The 16,648-nt window shown below is 44.0% G+C and carries 15 protein-coding genes; 11 read left to right on the top strand and 4 right to left on the bottom strand.

The window, feature by feature from the left end; genetic code table 11:
- Nucleotides 1–93 precede the first annotated feature (93 nt).
- Both BM736_RS00560 and BM736_RS00555 read left to right on the top strand, forming a co-directional pair.
- Entirely contained in the window at nt 94–603 is a 510-nt protein-coding gene (locus BM736_RS00560) for an RDD family protein (RefSeq protein WP_179079015.1), read from the top strand.
- 175 nt (nt 604–778) lie between these two features.
- Nucleotides 779–2,329 carry a cytochrome-c peroxidase gene (locus tag BM736_RS00555; protein ID WP_083699771.1) on the top strand — a complete coding sequence of 517 codons (1,551 nt, stop codon included), beginning with the start codon at nt 779–781 and terminating at the stop codon, nt 2,327–2,329.
- Between the two features lie 67 nt (nt 2,330–2,396).
- Here BM736_RS00555 and lptG read toward each other — a convergent pair whose 3' ends face one another.
- Nucleotides 2,397–3,455 (bottom strand): LPS export ABC transporter permease LptG, encoded by a 1,059-nt coding sequence (lptG, locus tag BM736_RS00550; RefSeq protein ID WP_076407488.1) that lies wholly within the window; start codon nt 3,453–3,455, stop codon nt 2,397–2,399.
- Complete coding sequence (gene lptF, locus BM736_RS00545; RefSeq protein WP_076407487.1) at nt 3,452–4,564, bottom strand: LPS export ABC transporter permease LptF; 1,113 nt, start codon at nt 4,562–4,564, stop codon at nt 3,452–3,454. Before lptF ends, lptG begins: the two co-directional genes overlap by 4 nt.
- Before the next feature lie 222 nt (nt 4,565–4,786).
- Here lptF and pepA point away from each other — a divergent pair, with 222 nt between their 5' ends.
- A complete protein-coding gene (gene pepA, locus BM736_RS00540) occupies nt 4,787–6,295 on the top strand; it encodes a leucyl aminopeptidase (protein WP_076407486.1) in 1,509 nt (502 codons plus the stop codon).
- 59 nt (nt 6,296–6,354) lie between these two features.
- Here pepA and BM736_RS00535 read toward each other — a convergent pair whose 3' ends face one another.
- Entirely contained in the window at nt 6,355–6,831 is a 477-nt protein-coding gene (locus BM736_RS00535) for a VOC family protein (protein ID WP_076407485.1), read from the bottom strand.
- A gap of 216 nt (nt 6,832–7,047) precedes the next feature.
- Here BM736_RS00535 and BM736_RS00530 point away from each other — a divergent pair, with 216 nt between their 5' ends.
- The 6 genes from BM736_RS00530 (at nt 7,048) to BM736_RS00505 (ending at nt 13,879) form a co-directional block, all read left to right on the top strand.
- Complete coding sequence (locus BM736_RS00530; protein ID WP_076407484.1) at nt 7,048–7,653, top strand: pyridoxamine 5'-phosphate oxidase family protein; 606 nt, start codon at nt 7,048–7,050, stop codon at nt 7,651–7,653.
- Between the two features lie 336 nt (nt 7,654–7,989).
- Nucleotides 7,990–8,193: a hypothetical protein gene (locus tag BM736_RS00525; protein WP_076407483.1), complete on the top strand. Its 204-nt coding sequence runs from the start codon at nt 7,990–7,992 to the stop codon at nt 8,191–8,193.
- A gap of 284 nt (nt 8,194–8,477) precedes the next feature.
- Nucleotides 8,478–9,107, top strand: coding sequence for a hypothetical protein (locus BM736_RS00520; RefSeq protein WP_076407482.1), 630 nt, complete (start codon nt 8,478–8,480; stop codon nt 9,105–9,107).
- 273 nt (nt 9,108–9,380) lie between these two features.
- Entirely contained in the window at nt 9,381–9,851 is a 471-nt protein-coding gene (locus BM736_RS00515) for a DNA polymerase III subunit chi (RefSeq protein WP_076407481.1), read from the top strand.
- 16 nt (nt 9,852–9,867) lie between these two features.
- Nucleotides 9,868–12,789: a valine--tRNA ligase gene (locus BM736_RS00510; RefSeq protein ID WP_076407480.1), complete on the top strand. Its 2,922-nt coding sequence runs from the start codon at nt 9,868–9,870 to the stop codon at nt 12,787–12,789.
- A 682-nt stretch (nt 12,790–13,471) separates the two neighbouring features.
- A complete protein-coding gene (locus BM736_RS00505) occupies nt 13,472–13,879 on the top strand; it encodes a phage tail protein (RefSeq protein ID WP_143562284.1) in 408 nt (135 codons plus the stop codon).
- Nucleotides 13,880–14,035: 156 nt separating this feature from the next.
- Here BM736_RS00505 and amrS read toward each other — a convergent pair whose 3' ends face one another.
- Nucleotides 14,036–15,115 (bottom strand): AmmeMemoRadiSam system radical SAM enzyme, encoded by a 1,080-nt coding sequence (amrS, locus tag BM736_RS00500; RefSeq protein ID WP_076407479.1) that lies wholly within the window; start codon nt 15,113–15,115, stop codon nt 14,036–14,038.
- Nucleotides 15,116–15,177: 62 nt separating this feature from the next.
- On the opposite strand from amrS, the gene amrB reads away from it, so the two are divergent.
- Together amrB and amrA are read left to right on the top strand one after the other, a co-directional pair.
- On the top strand, nt 15,178–15,978 hold the full coding sequence (gene amrB / locus BM736_RS00495; RefSeq protein ID WP_076407478.1) for an AmmeMemoRadiSam system protein B: 801 nt from the start codon (nt 15,178–15,180) through the stop codon (nt 15,976–15,978).
- Nucleotides 15,956–16,543 carry an AmmeMemoRadiSam system protein A gene (amrA, locus tag BM736_RS00490; RefSeq protein WP_076407477.1) on the top strand — a complete coding sequence of 196 codons (588 nt, stop codon included), beginning with the start codon at nt 15,956–15,958 and terminating at the stop codon, nt 16,541–16,543. The genes amrB and amrA overlap by 23 nt, the downstream gene beginning before the upstream one ends.
- The last annotated feature ends 105 nt before the right edge of the window (nt 16,544–16,648 follow it).

Below are 16,648 nucleotides of genomic sequence, written 5' to 3'. Positions count from 1 at the left end.
AGCGCATCAAACATAACGTCGAGTGGTGATGAGTAATAGATATAAGCCAAGATTATCTCAACGCTAGAGAGCCTAAAAATGACCGAAAGCTCAATGCCAAATAGTGAACATGCTAACTTTCCCCGTGCCGGATTCTTTCGCCGTTGCGGCGCTATAGTTTATGACCTGTTACTTGCAGTGGCCGTATACATGATTGCCGGAGCCATTGGCTTTGGCGTATTTACCGCGCTCACTTCTTATGGGGTGATTAACATGGGAAATTATGAGCATGTATCAGATCTACTAAATGGAAACTCCCTATATAAAGGGATTTATCAATTTTGGATCTCTTTGTGCGTGGGGCTTTTTTATATCTCTTTCTGGAGTTATGGCGGTCAAACACTGGGAATGCGAGCTTGGAAATTAAAAATCCAACACCCCAATGGTCAAAGCCTAAGCATGATAACAGCAGGTGCAAGGCTAGTATGGTCTCTACTTGGGATCGGTAACTTGTGGATCCTCATCAATGGCGACAAGCTGGCACTGCAAGATATGATGACCCGCTCAGAGGTTGTTGTACTTTCAAAAGAAGCGAATCAAATGCGCAACTGGCGAGGCGTTTAATTCAGCTTTAACTGCAAAGACAGTCACGAGTTACGAGCTAGGCACTAGCTCGTAATTCCTAATTTACGATTTTGCACATCTTTACAAAACTCATAGATTGATTTACCTCCGCTGCTTTATAGTTAACATGTAAATAAAACGTTAACCACCAGTGACTCGCAAAGGTAAGTAATACATGAGATACATCAACCCTTCTCAATTCCAGCTCTGCTCAGTACTCCTTACCTCTACGCTGGTTTTAACCGCTTGTGGCGGCCAAGATTCAAGTGAAGAGACTAAGACGCCTGTAACCCCGCCAGCAACAGATACACCAGTGGTTAATACCGCACCTGTGCTAAATTTGTCTTTAGATACCATCTCTTTAACGTCTGACAGCACACAAGTTATTGCATTCACTGCTAGCGATGCAGATAACGACCCTTTAGTGATACAAGTATCATCCAGCGAAGCGCTACTTGTCAGCCATAACAGCAATGAAATCACCGTTAGTACTGGGACGGTAGACGCAGCCTCAGAGGAGCTTATCTCAGTATCTGTCAGTGATGGACAACAAGCTGATATTCAAACTCTCACAGTCATATTAACTCCCCCACCGGAGCCAGAACCTGAACCTATTGTCATTCAACTCCCTGAAACACTGTTCGACTATGCAGGTATCGTTTTGCCGCAGCACTTTATTCAAAACGATTTTCCCGATAACTTTCAGTTTCAGACCGCTGCGATTGAGAGTGATAACACACCAGCAGATAACCCAATCACCAATGCTGGAGCCACACTTGGCAGGGTTCTTTTTTATGATACGAAACTCAGCATCAACGACACAGTGTCATGCGCCTCTTGTCATGTTCAGGAATTCGGTTTTTCAGATCCCAGCGCCTTAAGTATCGGCTTTGCTGGCGGCGAAACTCGTAGACACTCAATGGGATTAGCTAATGCACGCTTTTACCAAACGGGTAAGTTTTTCTGGGATGAGCGTGCATCAACACTTGAGGAGCAAGTGTTAATGCCTATTCAAGATGAAGTTGAGATGGGGATGACATTAGCTCAATTGGTACAAACAGTCTCAGCGCAAAGCTACTACCCTGAACTGTTCAGCAATGCTTTTGGTGATGAGCAAGTTAGCAGCGACAGAATTGCCAAAGCGCTAGCTCAATTTGTTCGCGCTATGGTCAGTGTTGATGCCAAATATGATCAGGGGAGAATACAGGTTACAGATCCCTTGCGAGATTTCCCTAATTTCAGTCGCGAGGAGAATGCAGGTAAGCGCTTATTTATGACCTTCAGAGAGGGGATCCCTCCCTGCACTAGCTGTCACAGTTCGGAAGCTTTTGTCGGCCCATTAATCGGCCCAGACTCTAATGCCACTACCATCGCCAGTAATAATGGCTTAGATGAGCAATCGAGTGATGACCTTGGTGTATTTGAAACCACTGGCATAAATGGTCATACAGGCAAGTTTAAAGTGCCATCCTTAAGAAATGTCGCTGTCAGACCACCCTATATGCATGATGCTCGCTTTAACAGTTTAGAGGAGACCATAGAGCATTATAGTAGTGGTATAAAGCCACACCCTACGCTACAAGCCCTGTTAAGAGACCAAGATGGCAACCCGGTACACTATAATTTTACGGCGGTTGAACAGGCAGACTTAATCGCTTTTCTGCACACCTTAACTGATGAGAATTTTTTATCTGATGAGAAGTTTAGCGATCCGTTTGTCAGGTAGGGAAGTTTTAAGTGCTAAGTAGAAGATATCACTCTTACAACTTATCACTTAAAACTTATAGCTTGCTTTACCGCCTAATAAAATAGATTGCGACAGCACTGAATATCAAAGCGGGCATCATGGCGCCAATAAAGGCCGGTAAGCCATATACTAAGGTCAAGGGGCCAAAGATCTCACTGCTGATATAGAAGGTAAAACCTGCGATAACCCCAAGTAATACTCGTGCACCCATAGTCACTGTACGCAGTGGACCAAAGACAAATGAGAGGGCTACTAGCATCATCACTGCCACCGTCACCGGTTGCATTATTTTACGCCAAAGCGCCAGTTCATAACGCCCTGAATCTTGGTTATTAACTTCTAAGTAATCGAGGTATCCCATTAAACCTTGAATCGATAAAGATTCAGGTTTTACAGATACCACACTCAACTTATCTGGCGTCAGTGTTGATTCCCAGCGGTATAGCGTCAGATCGGTTAATGTCACCTTCTGTTTGGTGATATCTGTTTGCCTTACATCTAGCAAGCGCCAGTGATCATTTGAATAAATACCACGTTCAGCATGGATCGTTTTAACTAAAGTCAGAGTATTATCAAACTCATAGAGGGTGATATTACGCAGACTATTAATATTTTCGACTTCGCCGATATTAACAAACAGATCGCCATCTTTTGCCCAGATCCCTCGGCTAGACTTGATTAAGCTACCACCAGAGACTTTGAAGGCCTGTAACTCATTAGCGCGCTGCTCGGCAACAGGTGCGCCCCACTCTCCGAGAGCCATAATCATCAACATCAAAGGAACCGCAGTTTTCATTGCTGATATGGTGATCTGAAAGCGTGACAGTCCGGCAGACTGCATGACAACTAATTCAGAGTTTGAAGCAAGCATCCCCATACCGATAAGTGCACCAAGAAGTACAGCCATAGGGAAGAACATTTCGATATCACGAGGGATCAAAAAGAGGACATAAATACCAGCATCAAGCATGGTATAACTACCCCGGCCAACAACCCTTAGCTGATCGACCCATTTGATAATCCCAGATAGCCCTGTAAGGATCAGTAAACAAAGTGCAGATGTACTAATTAATGTACGTGCGATATACAGGTCTAATATTCTCACGCAGAAGCCCTCTTACGCTTAAATATACCAGTTAACTTAGCACCAGATGGCCGCTCTTTACCTAAAAGCAAAATCCCTAAGAAAAGCGCGGAGGCATGGATCCACCACATCCCAAGGTACTCAGGTATCACCCCATCCTCTAGTGCTTTACGCCCAGCGATCATCAAACCAAAGTAACCAAGGTAAAGTAAAATTGCAGGGAACATCTTAGCAAACTTACCTTGGCGCACATTCACACGTGCCATAGGTACAGCAATTAAGGTCATTAAAGGAATCGCCAGAGGAATAGCAAGGCGCCAATGAAACTCTGCGGTAATTTCAGGCCCTTCAAGCTTCATTAACTCATTAATAGGCAAGGCAGAAAGTTTACGTCGACGCTCGTCGACCTCCTGCTCTTTAATCTGCATCTGATAACCACCAAACTCGATGATCTGAAAGTCCACTTGCTTGGGAGTTGCCTGGTACTGCACACCATCATTGAGTTGCAAACGCTGCCCACCAGTATCATCTTCGACGACCTTACCACCTTCAGCAACCACAATATTACTAAGTCCAGACTCATCTTCTGGATCAGGTAACTGGGCAACAAAAACTTTATCTAACTTGTTATCACGGCCGATTCGCTCAACAAATAGTACGGCTCTGCCGTTCGGGCTCGTTTGGAAGCGCCCCTGGGTTATCGCCGCAAGACCTGCTTCTGATTGCGCATGCTCTAGCACCTGATTTTGCTTCTCCTCCGCCCAAGGAGTGACATAAACAGAAAGCCCCAGAGTGATCAACATATTGACCACCGCAAGCAATAACGTCACTCGAGTGATATACCACTCACTGACCCCAACGCCATGAAAAACAATCATTTCACTATCGGCATACATACGCCCATGGGCGAGTAAAATACCGAGGAATAAACTAAGCGGTATAACAAGGACTGCGAGGTAAGGTAAATTCAATCCTAAAAGGGTTAATACCAATGAGGCAGGAAATTCACCGTCAGAAGCATCTGCAAGTACACGAACAAAGTGTTGGCTGATAAAAATAGCTAAAAGTACTAAAAGTACGGCTATTTGTGCCTTTAAAACTTCTCGAATCAGGTATCTAAATACAATCACAGGCAGGATCCGGTCCCTAAACTTATAATTATGCTGGTGTAAGGCCAACTTTCATGTAGACTGTCTACTTTTGGTAGTTTTGTAACCAGCTATTAACTAAATATGGTATAAAAACACCTAAAAAAACAAACTTTGATGTACCAATATTTAGGCCCGTTTTGGGCACAAGCAGACATTATCTAATAAATAATAAAATTTGTCTTTAAGAATCTAGGAGAGCTCATGGAGTTTAGCGTTAAGAGCGGTAGTCCGGAAAAGCAACGTTCGGCCTGCATAGTGGTTGGCGTATATGAACCGAGACGCCTATCGGGTATTGCTGAGCAGCTTGATAAAATTAGTGAAGGCTATATCAGCAACTTGCTACGTCGTGGCGATCTTGAAGGAAAGCCTGGTCAGATGCTACTTTTGCATCATGTACCTAACGTCCTAAGTGAACGCGTTTTATTGGTTGGTTGTGGTAAAGAGCGTGAACTTGATGAGCGTCAGTACAAGCAGATCATCACTAAAACGATCACAACACTTAACGAAACAGGTTCAATGGAAGCTGTTTGCTTCCTGACGGAACTTCACGTTAAGGGCCGCGATACATACTGGAAAGTACGTGAAGCTGTCGAAACAACTCAGAATGGCCTTTACAGCTTTGATGCACTAAAAAGCAACAAAGGTGAAACTCGTCGTCCACTTCGTAAGCTGGTTTTTAATGTACCGACACGTCGTGAGTTGACTGTTGGAGAGCGCGCGATTGAGCATGGTATGGGTGTTTCTGCCGGTATGCATCTATGTCGTGATGTAGCTAACATGCCTCCAAACATTTGTAACCCTGCATACCTTGCTTCACAAGCTCGTCAAATTGCTGAAACAAGCGAAGAGCTAACGGTAACAACCGTAGGCGAAGAGCAGATGGCAAAGTTAGGTATGAACTCATACCTTGCAGTTGGCCGTGGCAGTGACAACGAATCAGTGATGACTGTGATGGAGTATAAGGGCGCTGTCGATAGTACAGAAAAGCCTATTGTCCTTGTCGGTAAAGGTCTGACATTTGATTCAGGTGGTATCTCTCTTAAACCTGGCGAAGCCATGGACGAGATGAAATACGACATGGGCGGCGCAGCAGGCGTAATTGGTGCAATGAAAGCGTTATGCGATCTGAAACTGCCAATTAACGTGATTGGTATTCTTGCAGGTTGTGAAAACATGCCTTCAAGCAATGCTTACCGTCCTGGTGATATTCTCACAACTATGTCTGGTCAAACTGTTGAAGTGTTAAACACTGATGCCGAAGGCCGCTTAGTACTGTGTGATGTGTTGACCTATGTTGAGCGTTTTGATCCTGAGCTAGTTGTTGATACAGCAACATTGACAGGTGCTTGTGTTATCGCATTAGGTAAACATGCTTCAGGCCTATTCTCTGGTCATAACCCACTCGCTCATGAGTTACTGAATGCAGGTGAGCAAAGTGGCGATAGAGCTTGGCGCATGCCTTTATGGGATGAGTATCAAGAGCACCTTGAAAGCCCGTTTGCAGATATGACTAACCTTGGCGGCCGCGCCGGTGGTTCAATCACTGCAGCTTGCTTCCTGTCTCGCTTTACTAAGAAGTACAACTGGGCGCATTTAGATGTGGCAGGTACTGCTTGGAACAGTGGCGCGAATAAGGGCTCGACTGGACGTCCTGTACCTCTGCTGACTCAATTTCTGATCAACCGAGCGGGTGTTCCTCAAGGAGAGTAAAGCTTTTAGTTATGACTAAAATCTATCAAGGGCGGCACTCAAGTGTTCGCCCTTTTTATTTACAGCTCGGCTATATCTAACTCTAATGCACCAGGCCCTAGGGGTTGGCCATAACTAAATTCGATAAAATTACCATCAGGATCCCGAACTCCACAGTAATACCCCGCTGGGTATTTGTCTTCACGCACTCCCCAAACCAGCCTCCCCTCCTCTAGTGCCAGTTTTGCAACCTTATCAACAGCAGCTTTGTTCTCCAGGGCAAAACCAAGGTGAGAAAAATCATCAAGTTGTTGCTGATGACCCCTTCCACCAGGAATTAAAACAATGATAAATTGAGACTCTTGCCCGGGCTCACTAAGCCATACGATGCGCGTGGCTTCACACATACCTACAGATTTAGACTCAGGGGAGTCCTCATAACTTCTTCCGCACTCTCGCTCATGGATTATATGCATACCTGCATATGAAGAGTAGAAATCGACACAAGCTTGGACGTCTTTGACATGCAGTGCCATATGAGTAATAGCTACAGCCATTTCGCCTCCTCTCTTTTTAAACGAACAAAAGGTAACGGTAAAAATTACCTTCCCCTTAAATTCTAGACCAAGTATTCACTACTTCTGCCAAGGCTTTGAAACTTGGTAGGGGTCAATCACAATGCTATATTCCTTCTGATACGCAGGCTTTTTCACTATTCAGTTACTGAATTAGCGCTAGTCACAGGGAGTCATAGTTATTTATTAAGGATAGAGATGTATATTGAAAGAGAAGAACAACTTAGAGAGCTCTACGCACCTGCAAAAGGCCGGAGCCTAGACAAACAACTCGATGCATTAGAGAAACATTCAATCAATTTTATCGAGCACTCGCCATTTGTTACCGTTTCAACAGCCTCAAGTTTAGGTAAACTCGACTGCTCTCCCCGAGGAGGAAAACCAGGCTTCATAAAAGTTCTCAATAACAGCACTTTGTTAATCCCAGATGCCAAGGGAAACAATCGCCTCGATAGCCTGAGCAATATTATTGAAACAGGCAACATAGGTTGCTTGTTTCTTATACCTGGCGTCGATGAAACCCTAAGAGTAAATGGCACAGCCCGCTTATCAACGTCCCCTGAACACCTGAACCTATTTACAGAAGACACAAAAGCTCCCATAACCTGTATAGAGCTAGCTGTAACAGAGGTTTTCTTACATTGTGCTAAAGCGCTGATGCGCTCCAAGCTTTGGTCACTTCAAAGCCAAATAGAGCGTTCATCATTTCCTACTATGGGGCTAATGATAAACGAGCAGCTATCAGTAGATAGCACACCAGAAAGCCAAGAGGAGATGGTAATGCGCTATCTAAATGATCTATAACCATAGCAATTGAGGAGTACCTAAGTCTTATAGGACTCCTCCTCTTTTATCGGCTCCTGCACCGCTAAAATCTAGCCTTAAACTAGATTCAAACAAATTCTCAGTAAAAATACTTAGGGTGAAACTATCCAGAATGTTCTATCTTTAAATTCTGGCGCTAATAGAAATGTCATATAGAGTCAGCTCAGTTCGAATTAAGACCTATCAATATTGAACCATCATCATTAATCCTTATGTTAAGCCTTCTCAAGGATAAAGGTTCATTGCTCCACTCAAGATTGTTATGCATTCATTTACTCTAACCAAGCCCTTGCTTAAGGGCGTAGGAGAAGTCTTATGGAAAAACTTAGAAAAGGTCCAATGACCATAGATCTCAAAGGAAAGAAATACCCTGAATGGGTCGAAAATGCTGAAGGATACTGGGACTTTCACCGTGCATTTAACAACGACAGATACAATGACTCCCCCAATAGCCAAGTCGGACAAGACGAATGTGTCCTCTCTGAAGCTGGGATATATCGATTAAGGATAATTCATTAAATCATTCCTCCAAAATAGAGATAAATATGTGAAGCTCTTAGTTTCATCGCCATTTACAGTCTGCGACAACAGGCTGTAAATGGCTCTATAGATATCTTTAACTATACCTTCATAAACCATTTCCCTACCTGCGACTAATTACCAATCACAACCTAGCTTAGCGACTGTTAAGTAAGTTGGTGGCATAAGGTGTTGACCCTCCTTTTATTCCACTGTATTAATTAACAATAAATAACATTTCAGTCGCTGATAGCACTGTGATTACTAACATACAGGGAGAGAAAATGGATTTTGATTGGGTTGAGTGGTTTGGTTATCTGGCATCACTAATCGTCCTCGTTTCTCTAACGATGACATCCATTATCAAGTTAAGAGTCATTAATCTAGTGGGTTGCTTAGCGTTCGCAGGCTTTGCTTACCTAATAAACTCCTACCCGACTATGTTTATGAATTTAGGTATAGCTGGAATTAACGTTTATTATTTATGGAAATTTTATTCAACCAATGAGCAGTTCAAGTTGATTGCCGCATCGGTGAATACTGAGTTTTTTGAGCACTTCATCTCCGAGAACCAGACCGGCATAGAGACACAAACATCTATCGATGACCTAAGAAAGGCCAACACTGCGTTTTATATGCTAAGAGATAACAGCATTGCCGGAGTACTTGTAGGCAATAACAATGATAAGGGCGAACTTTCCATTCTGCTCGACTATGTCACTCCACAATACCGCGATTTTAAGCTGGCAAACTATTACTTTGTCTCGCACCCTAATGAAATAAAACAACGTGGAGTGAACACCTTAATAGCTAAAGCGGCAACAGTAGAGCACAAAGAATATCTATTCAACGTCGGCTTTGAACTCGCTGATAGTGCTGATTGCGCAGAAGGTATCTATCAAAAACAACTTTAGCTTTGAATGAAGCTAGATACCCACATAAAAGAGCTTCAAATTTGTGATCTGACAAGTTAAACCAAGCCGTGTCACAGAAGCATTTGCATAAAAGCACGCTGCAAGCGATAGGTTAAAATGTGGGTTAATGCTAAAACAAGGCTTATGTGTCCAATTGAAGTTCAAATCAACAAAAAAAGAGGCTGATAACTAACCTCTACTCTGGTTTAAAGCATAGGTTTTGGTGTAAAATTCCTCCCTTCGACAGTAAATTAAGCTCAACTGATCCCAACTATGCCAAATGCCCTATTTTATGTGATGCCTGCTGAGGCTAATAGCCCCTCGGAGGCGACTGAACAGGTTCACCGACTGGCTTGCGAACTTGCACAAAACGCATATGTGAATCAGCAGTTGGTTTATATCCATACTCAGGATAGAGCACAAGCTTATGCTGTCGATGAATTACTCTGGCAATTTGAGCCAAATTCTTTTGTACCCCATAACCTAAAAGGTGAAGGCCCGACGACTGGTGCGCCTGTGGAGATCGGCTTCGATACCTTAGGACCCAATAAAAATCGTCACCTTCTGATTAATCTTGCAGACCAAGTACCCTCATTTGCGGTAAACTTTGGTCAGATTATCGATTTCGTTGCCAATGATACTGGCTTCAAGGCGATCGCACGCGATCGCTACCGCCAGTATAAGAGCCTTGGAGTAGCATTAACTACTCAAGACCTAGCAGCACAACCACTTAATTTTGTTTGAGAAAATACTAGCTCCCATGGAAAAAACATATAACCCGCAGTCTATAGAACAGTCTCTTTACCAAAGCTGGGAAGAGAAAGGTTACTTCAAGCCACATGGCGACGAGTCCCAAGGCAACTATTGCATCATGATCCCGCCACCAAATGTGACGGGTAGTCTGCATATGGGTCATGCCTTCCAAGATACGATTATGGATACGCTTACCCGTTACCAACGCATGAAGGGTAAAAATACCCTTTGGCAGGTCGGTACCGACCATGCGGGTATCGCCACTCAGATGCTAGTTGAACGAAAAGTTGCTGCCGAAGAAGGCTTGAACCGCCACGACTTAGGCCGTGAAAAGTTCATCGACCGTATCTGGGACTGGAAAAATGAGTCTGGTGGCACTATCACTAAACAGCTACGTCGCCTTGGCGCATCGGTTGATTGGGATCGTGAGCGTTTCACCATGGACGAAGGCATGTCTGAAGCGGTTCAAGAAGTATTCGTTCGCTTGTATGAAGATGACCTGATCTACCGTGGCAAGCGTCTGGTTAACTGGGATCCTGCGCTTCACACTGCGATTTCTGACTTAGAAGTTGAGAACAAAGAGAAGCAAGGTAGCATGTGGCATTTCCGCTACCCGCTAGCCGACGGTGCTTTGACTGCTGACGGTAAAGACTACCTGGAAGTGGCGACTACCCGCCCTGAGACCATGCTTGGTGATAGCGCCGTAGCCGTTCACCCAGATGATGAGCGTTATAGCTCACTGGTAGGCAAATTTATCCTTCTGCCAATCGTTAATCGTCTTATCCCGATTGTGGCCGACGATTATGTCGACATGGAGTTTGGCACTGGCTGTGTGAAGATCACTCCAGCCCATGACTTTAACGATTACGAAGTCGGTAAGCGCCACGCTCTACCAATGTTTAATATTTTAACTATCGATGCTGCTATTCGTAGTGCAGCCGAAGTGGTTAACACAGATGGCACCGCAAATAATGAGCTAGATAACAGCCTACCTGAGCGTTATGCAGGTCTTGAGCGTTTTGCCGCTCGTAAAGCGATTGTTGCCGAATTCGAAACCCTCGGACTACTAGGTAAAATAGACCCTCACGGGCTAAAAGTGCCTTACGGCGACCGCTCTGGCGTGGTTATCGAGCCACTATTAACAGATCAGTGGTATGTATCCGTTGCACCTATGGCAAAAACTGCCATGGAAGCGGTTGATAACGGTGATATCAAGTTCGTACCACAGCAGTATGAGAACATGTATAACTCTTGGATGCGTGACATTCAAGACTGGTGTATCTCACGCCAGCTTTGGTGGGGACACAGAATTCCAGCTTGGTACGATGAATCAGGTAAAGTCTATGTCGGCCGCGATGAAGCAGAAGTTCGTGCTAAGCACAAGCTTGATGATTCTGTCGTACTACGCCAAGACAATGATGTACTCGATACCTGGTTTAGCTCTGCACTTTGGACCTTCTCAACCTTAGGTTGGCCGAAGAACACCGAAGAGCTTAAAGCCTTCCACCCAACCGATGTGTTGGTAACTGGTTTTGACATCATCTTCTTCTGGGTTGCCCGCATGATCATGATGACTATGCACTTCATCAAAGATGAAGATGGCAAGCCACAAGTGCCATTTAAGACGGTTTATGTGACAGGCCTTATCCGTGATGAAGCGGGTAATAAAATGTCTAAGTCTAAGGGTAACGTACTCGATCCTTTAGATATGATTGACGGTATCGATTTAGAGTCGCTAGTGACCAAGCGTACTGGCAACATGATGCAGCCAAAACTTGCCGCTAAAATCGAAAAGAGCACCCGTAAAGAGTTCTCTGACGGCATCGAAGCCCACGGCACCGATGCACTGCGTTTCACCTTAGCATCTATGGCCTCTACTGGCCGTGATATCAACTGGGACATGAAACGCCTAGACGGTTACCGCAGCTTCTGTAACAAGATCTGGAACGCATCACGCTACGTGCTGATGAACACCGAAGTACAAGTTGAAGATGCAGCAGAAGATGCTATCGGCGAAGCACTCGATTGTGGTCAACTACTTGTTGATGGCAAGCCTGGTGAGATGGAGTTGTCACTTGCCGATCGCTGGATCATCAGCCTGTTTAACGAAACCGTTAAAGCTTACGATGAGCACATGGAAAACTACCGCTTCGACCTCGCGGCAAATACCATCTATGAGTTCACTTGGAATCAGTTCTGTGATTGGTACCTAGAGCTTACCAAGCCGGTAATGCAAAGTGGCACTGAAGCTCAACTTCGCGGTACACGTCATACTTTAGTGACTGTGCTTGAGAAGATGCAGCGCCTCATGCACCCAATGATGCCATACCTAACAGAAACTATCTGGAAGCGTATTCAAGGCCTTGCAGGCATTGAAGGTGACACCTTGATGTTAGCCGAGTTCCCGCAATATCAAGCCGATAAGGTTGATAGTGAAGCGATGGCAGATATCGAGTGGGTTAAGCAAGTGATCACCGCCGTACGTAACATTCGCGCCGAACTGAACATTGCCCCATCTAAGCCACTTAATGCCCTACTACGGGGTGTGAGTGAGCAAGACAGGGCTCGCCTTGAAGCTAATCAGACTTTCTTCAAGACGCTGGCTAAGCTTGAGACTATGACAGTCCTTGGCGAAGATGAAACAGCGCCTATGTCGACCACTCAGTTGATTGGCAATATGGAGCTCCTTATCCCGATGGCAGGTCTTATCGATGTGGCTAAAGAGGTCGCTCGTATCGACAAGCTTTTAGAAAAGGCTGCTGGTGAGTTTAAGCGCATCGAAGGTAAGCTTTCTAACCAAGGTTTTGTTGCCAAGGCTCCAGCTGCCGTGATTGAAAAAGAGCGTGCTAAGCAAGCTGAATATCAACGCGATATCGAAAAGCTAACCGAGCAGAAAGCTGAGCTTGCAAAGCTAGAAGCTGAAGGTTAATGCTATCGTCGGTCGCAAGCTTCTATCTTCAAGTTTAGCTTGAAGATAGAAAGCTATCAGAAAGAGATGCATAAATAGGCAGCTATTAAGCGCCGTTTACATCATCTGGACCTACATTAAATAATGTAAAGCGACTTTATCAGCCCTGTATTATCTACAGGGCTTTTTTATGGACGACTCTGACAAAAAGTCAACTTTACGTTCAAGAATAAATTAATGCACCTTAAGTTATATAAAGCATTATTATTAGTAAGGATAATGCTAACTTTTTATATTGTTGTTAGAAGATAAATAAATTTATTTTCAGCAAATACAACTTTGTAGACATTTTACAGGGCTGAATTTTAATAAATCCCCCTCTGTTACTCCCCAAATAATCATCAACCAACCAAACCGATTAAAATCAAACGATTACAATCAACTTAATGACTTACACGCCCCCAAAGTTAAAGTGATTTACCTATATACTAAGGCCATATATTAAAATATTTCTTATACGTTATTAATACAATAAAACATTCACCCTGTACTATATTTATTACTGCTAATAATCGAGTTGAATATATAACACGGGAATCATAATTTGATTATAAAACCGGAGTTTAATCAATGATAGGGATAGTGTTTATATTGCTCGAGTGTCGAAATTGACTGACATCAGTTTCATTTTAAGGAAAGTACTATGATAGCTACTAAGTATAAAATTCCAGCTTTAGTGATCACATTCCTACTGCTGATGGCTTCCACATTTGCTCAGGCAGATGAACCATTTTTAGGTGAAATTAAATTTGTATCTTTTGATTTTTGTCCCACCAGCAATAGCTCAGGTCATTGGGTTGAAGCTGATGGTTCACTTCTCTCCATTGCTCAGAACGCTAGTTTGTTCTCCCTTCTTGGAACAACTTATGGCGGAGACGGGGTTGAGGATTTTGCGTTACCCGATCTGCGCCAGCACATAGTGGTTCAAACGGACGATGGAAATGGTAACGGAAATGGCAACGGTAATGGGAATGGCAACGGAAATGGAATTTCGTATAAATCACTTACAGCTTGTATAGCTGTAACTGGGATTTTCCCGACCGCCGAATAAAATTAATTCCCTTCGGCATATCAATACAGGCTGAATATCAACGTGATATAAAAAACGAGTAGAAAGGTGGCCTTTGGGTCACTTTTTTAATGCCTAAAATAACGTATTACCAATGCTTTTACTTACCACTTATAACTTACTGCTTGCCCTCTGCTTTTACCCAATCTTTATCGGAATTCGAGTTCTACCGAAATGCTCACAAGGGCCGTTGAACCTGCCAGGTATGTGTGTGCCACAGTGCTGGCACTTGCCACTATGATCTAAGTGATACTCACCCAGCTCATACCAGTCTCGGTTGATAACGAGTTTATGGCAACTTGGGCAATAACTACTCCCACCAGCGCTATCATGAATATTACCAGTGTAAACATAGTTAAGGCCTTGAGCTAAGGCTATCTCTCTGGCGCGTATTAAGGTCGATGTTGGCGTTCTAGATTTGTCTAACATATGAAAGTCTGGGTGAAAGGCGCTAAAGTGCAGTGGAATATCCGCCCCTAAATTATCGGCTATCCATCTGCTCTGAAGCTCTAAATCCTTGATGCTGTCATTTTCATCGGGGATCAATAGTGTAGTGATCTCGAACCAGACTTGAGTTTCATGTTTAAGGTACAACAAAGTATCGAGTACATCGTTCAGGTTTCCGCTACAGATCTTATGATAAAAGTCTTGAGTGAAGCCCTTAAGATCTACGTTGGCAGCGTCCATAAACTTAAAAAACTCGGCTCTTGGCTCGGGGCAGATGTAGCCTGCAGTCACAGCAACTGAGTTTAACTCTAGCTCATGACAAGCCTGGGCAACATCGATGGCGTACTCATGGAAAATAATCGGATCATTATAGGTGAAGGCAATGCTTTTACAGCCCATGCGCTTAGCCGTCGCCGCCAACGCCTCAGGACTGGCTTTTGAGCCTAGAATATCAAACTCTCGTGACTTGCTAATATCCCAATTTTGACAGAATTTACAGCAGAGGTTACAGCCAGCAGTGCCGAAAGAGAGCACAGAACTCCCGGGATAAAAGTGATTGAGTGGCTTCTTCTCTATGGGGTCGATACAAAACCCACTGGAACGGCCATAGCTAGTCAGTTTTATTTCATTTTCAATATTTTGCCTGACAAAACACACTCCCCGTTTGCCTTCCCGTAGCTGGCAATGCCTAGGACAAAGATCGCACTGAACTCTACCATCCTCCAATTGATGCCAGTAGTTCGTCTTTACCGTACTCGTTTTAGACATCATCTATATGTGTCCACCTTGGCCTATACTTAAAGCCTAGTTTAAAACCTCTGCCAAGGTATCAGATGTTTAGCTCTACTCGCTCTCCCGCTGTCGCTGGGCTTTTTTACCCAGCAGATCCTGTCGAGCTGACTAAACAGCTCAAAAGTTACTTAGCAAAAGTGGGAACACAGCAAGACCTATCCAGCAAGCGCCCTAAGGCGATTATTGTTCCTCATGCAGGTTATATCTATTCAGGTGAGGTAGCAGCCCATGCCTTTGCCAGTATCGGCGCTAACGCTAATAAGATTAAGCGAGTTGTTTTAATCGGCCCAGCCCATACCATTTACTTGCAAGGCTGCGCCCTACCTGAAATGACTCACTTTGAAACTCCTTTAGGCTTTTTAGATATCGATAAACACAGCATAAACAGCTTGTCATCCTATGAGGGCGTAACCACTTCCGACCTTCCACACCAAAACGAGCACAGCCTAGAGGTACAGCTTCCTTTTCTTCAGCACCTAATCTCCGAATTCACGCTAATCCCCATAGTTGTCGGCGATATCATGCCCAATATCATGGCGGACATTCTACAGCGAGTATGGGGAGGTGATGAAACCTTGATAGTGGTTAGTACTGACTTGAGTCATTTTCACCAATATGAAGAGGCGCTGTACATAGACAGTAAGACCTGCCAAAAAGTGTTAGCCCTCAGCTGTGATATCTCTTCTGAGCAGGCTTGCGGTTGCCGTGCACTAAACGCAATAGCCTTACAAGCCAGACGCCATAACCTCAATATTACTCAGCTCAGCTATAGAAACTCAGGTGACACAAGCGCAGGAGATAAAGAACGGGTGGTCGGCTATGCCAGCTTTGTCATCGATTAATATTAGCCAAACTGAGCAACAAAAACTGTTGAAATTAGCCCGAGATACCTTAATCAACAGCTTTGCCTCGAACCACACGTTTACGCTATCAAGCATAAATGATGACCCATCAATACTTAACCTCCCCCTAGGCTGCTTCATCACCCTAACTATTGATGACGAGCTTAAAGGTTGCATTGGAACAATTGAAAGCGATCGCCCTTTAAGCCAAAGCATTCCAGATCTAGCCACCAGCAGTGCTTTTTATGATAGAAGGTTTTCCCCTTTGCTAGAGGAGCAACTTGAACAAGTACGTATAGAGATATCATTACTATCTCCGCTGTCAGCAATCGATGTCAGCAGTCAAGCTCAACTAGAGGAGTATTTGAGTATTAATAAGCTTGGTGTATTACTCTCAGAAGGGGATAAAAGGAGCGTTTTTTTACCTCAGGTATGGCAACAACTACCGCAGCCAAAGCACTTTCTTGATGCCTTGAAGAACAAAGCAGGCTGGCCTTGCGACTATTGGTCTAAGCAATTGTCAGTTAAAGTATTTTCTGTCGTTCATTTTAGTGAGCCTAACTAGCCAATTAAAAGTGCAACAGCTACAAAGAGACGTTACAAAGCAAAGTAAAAAGCAGCTTAGGTAAAATAGCTGCTCTTCAACCTTGCGTGCCCCGTAAAGGGATTA

Origin of the sequence: Shewanella sp. UCD-KL12, assembly GCF_001957125.1 — a bacterium.
Lineage (GTDB): Bacteria > Pseudomonadota > Gammaproteobacteria > Enterobacterales > Shewanellaceae > Shewanella.
This window is presented reverse-complemented; position numbering and strand designations above follow the sequence as displayed.

Excerpts from the sequence above, each read along its gene's own strand:
- pepA (WP_076407486.1), top strand. The coding sequence starts at position 4,787 with ATGGAGTTTAGCGTTAAGAGCGGTAGTCCGGAAAAGCAACGTTCGGCC.
- BM736_RS00520 (WP_076407482.1), top strand. The coding sequence starts at position 8,478 with ATGGATTTTGATTGGGTTGAGTGGTTTGGTTATCTGGCATCACTAATC.
- amrB (WP_076407478.1), top strand. The coding sequence starts at position 15,178 with ATGTTTAGCTCTACTCGCTCTCCCGCTGTCGCTGGGCTTTTTTACCCA.
- BM736_RS00560 (WP_179079015.1), top strand. The coding sequence starts at position 94 with ATGCCAAATAGTGAACATGCTAACTTTCCCCGTGCCGGATTCTTTCGC.
- amrA (WP_076407477.1), top strand. The coding sequence starts at position 15,956 with ATGCCAGCTTTGTCATCGATTAATATTAGCCAAACTGAGCAACAAAAA.
- BM736_RS00555 (WP_083699771.1), top strand. The coding sequence starts at position 779 with ATGAGATACATCAACCCTTCTCAATTCCAGCTCTGCTCAGTACTCCTT.
- BM736_RS00525 (WP_076407483.1), top strand. The coding sequence starts at position 7,990 with ATGGAAAAACTTAGAAAAGGTCCAATGACCATAGATCTCAAAGGAAAG.
- BM736_RS00535 (WP_076407485.1), bottom strand. The coding sequence starts at position 6,831 with ATGGCTGTAGCTATTACTCATATGGCACTGCATGTCAAAGACGTCCAA.
- BM736_RS00515 (WP_076407481.1), top strand. The coding sequence starts at position 9,381 with ATGCCAAATGCCCTATTTTATGTGATGCCTGCTGAGGCTAATAGCCCC.
- BM736_RS00505 (WP_143562284.1), top strand. The coding sequence starts at position 13,472 with ATGATAGCTACTAAGTATAAAATTCCAGCTTTAGTGATCACATTCCTA.
- amrS (WP_076407479.1), bottom strand. The coding sequence starts at position 15,115 with ATGATGTCTAAAACGAGTACGGTAAAGACGAACTACTGGCATCAATTG.
- BM736_RS00510 (WP_076407480.1), top strand. The coding sequence starts at position 9,868 with ATGGAAAAAACATATAACCCGCAGTCTATAGAACAGTCTCTTTACCAA.
- BM736_RS00530 (WP_076407484.1), top strand. The coding sequence starts at position 7,048 with ATGTATATTGAAAGAGAAGAACAACTTAGAGAGCTCTACGCACCTGCA.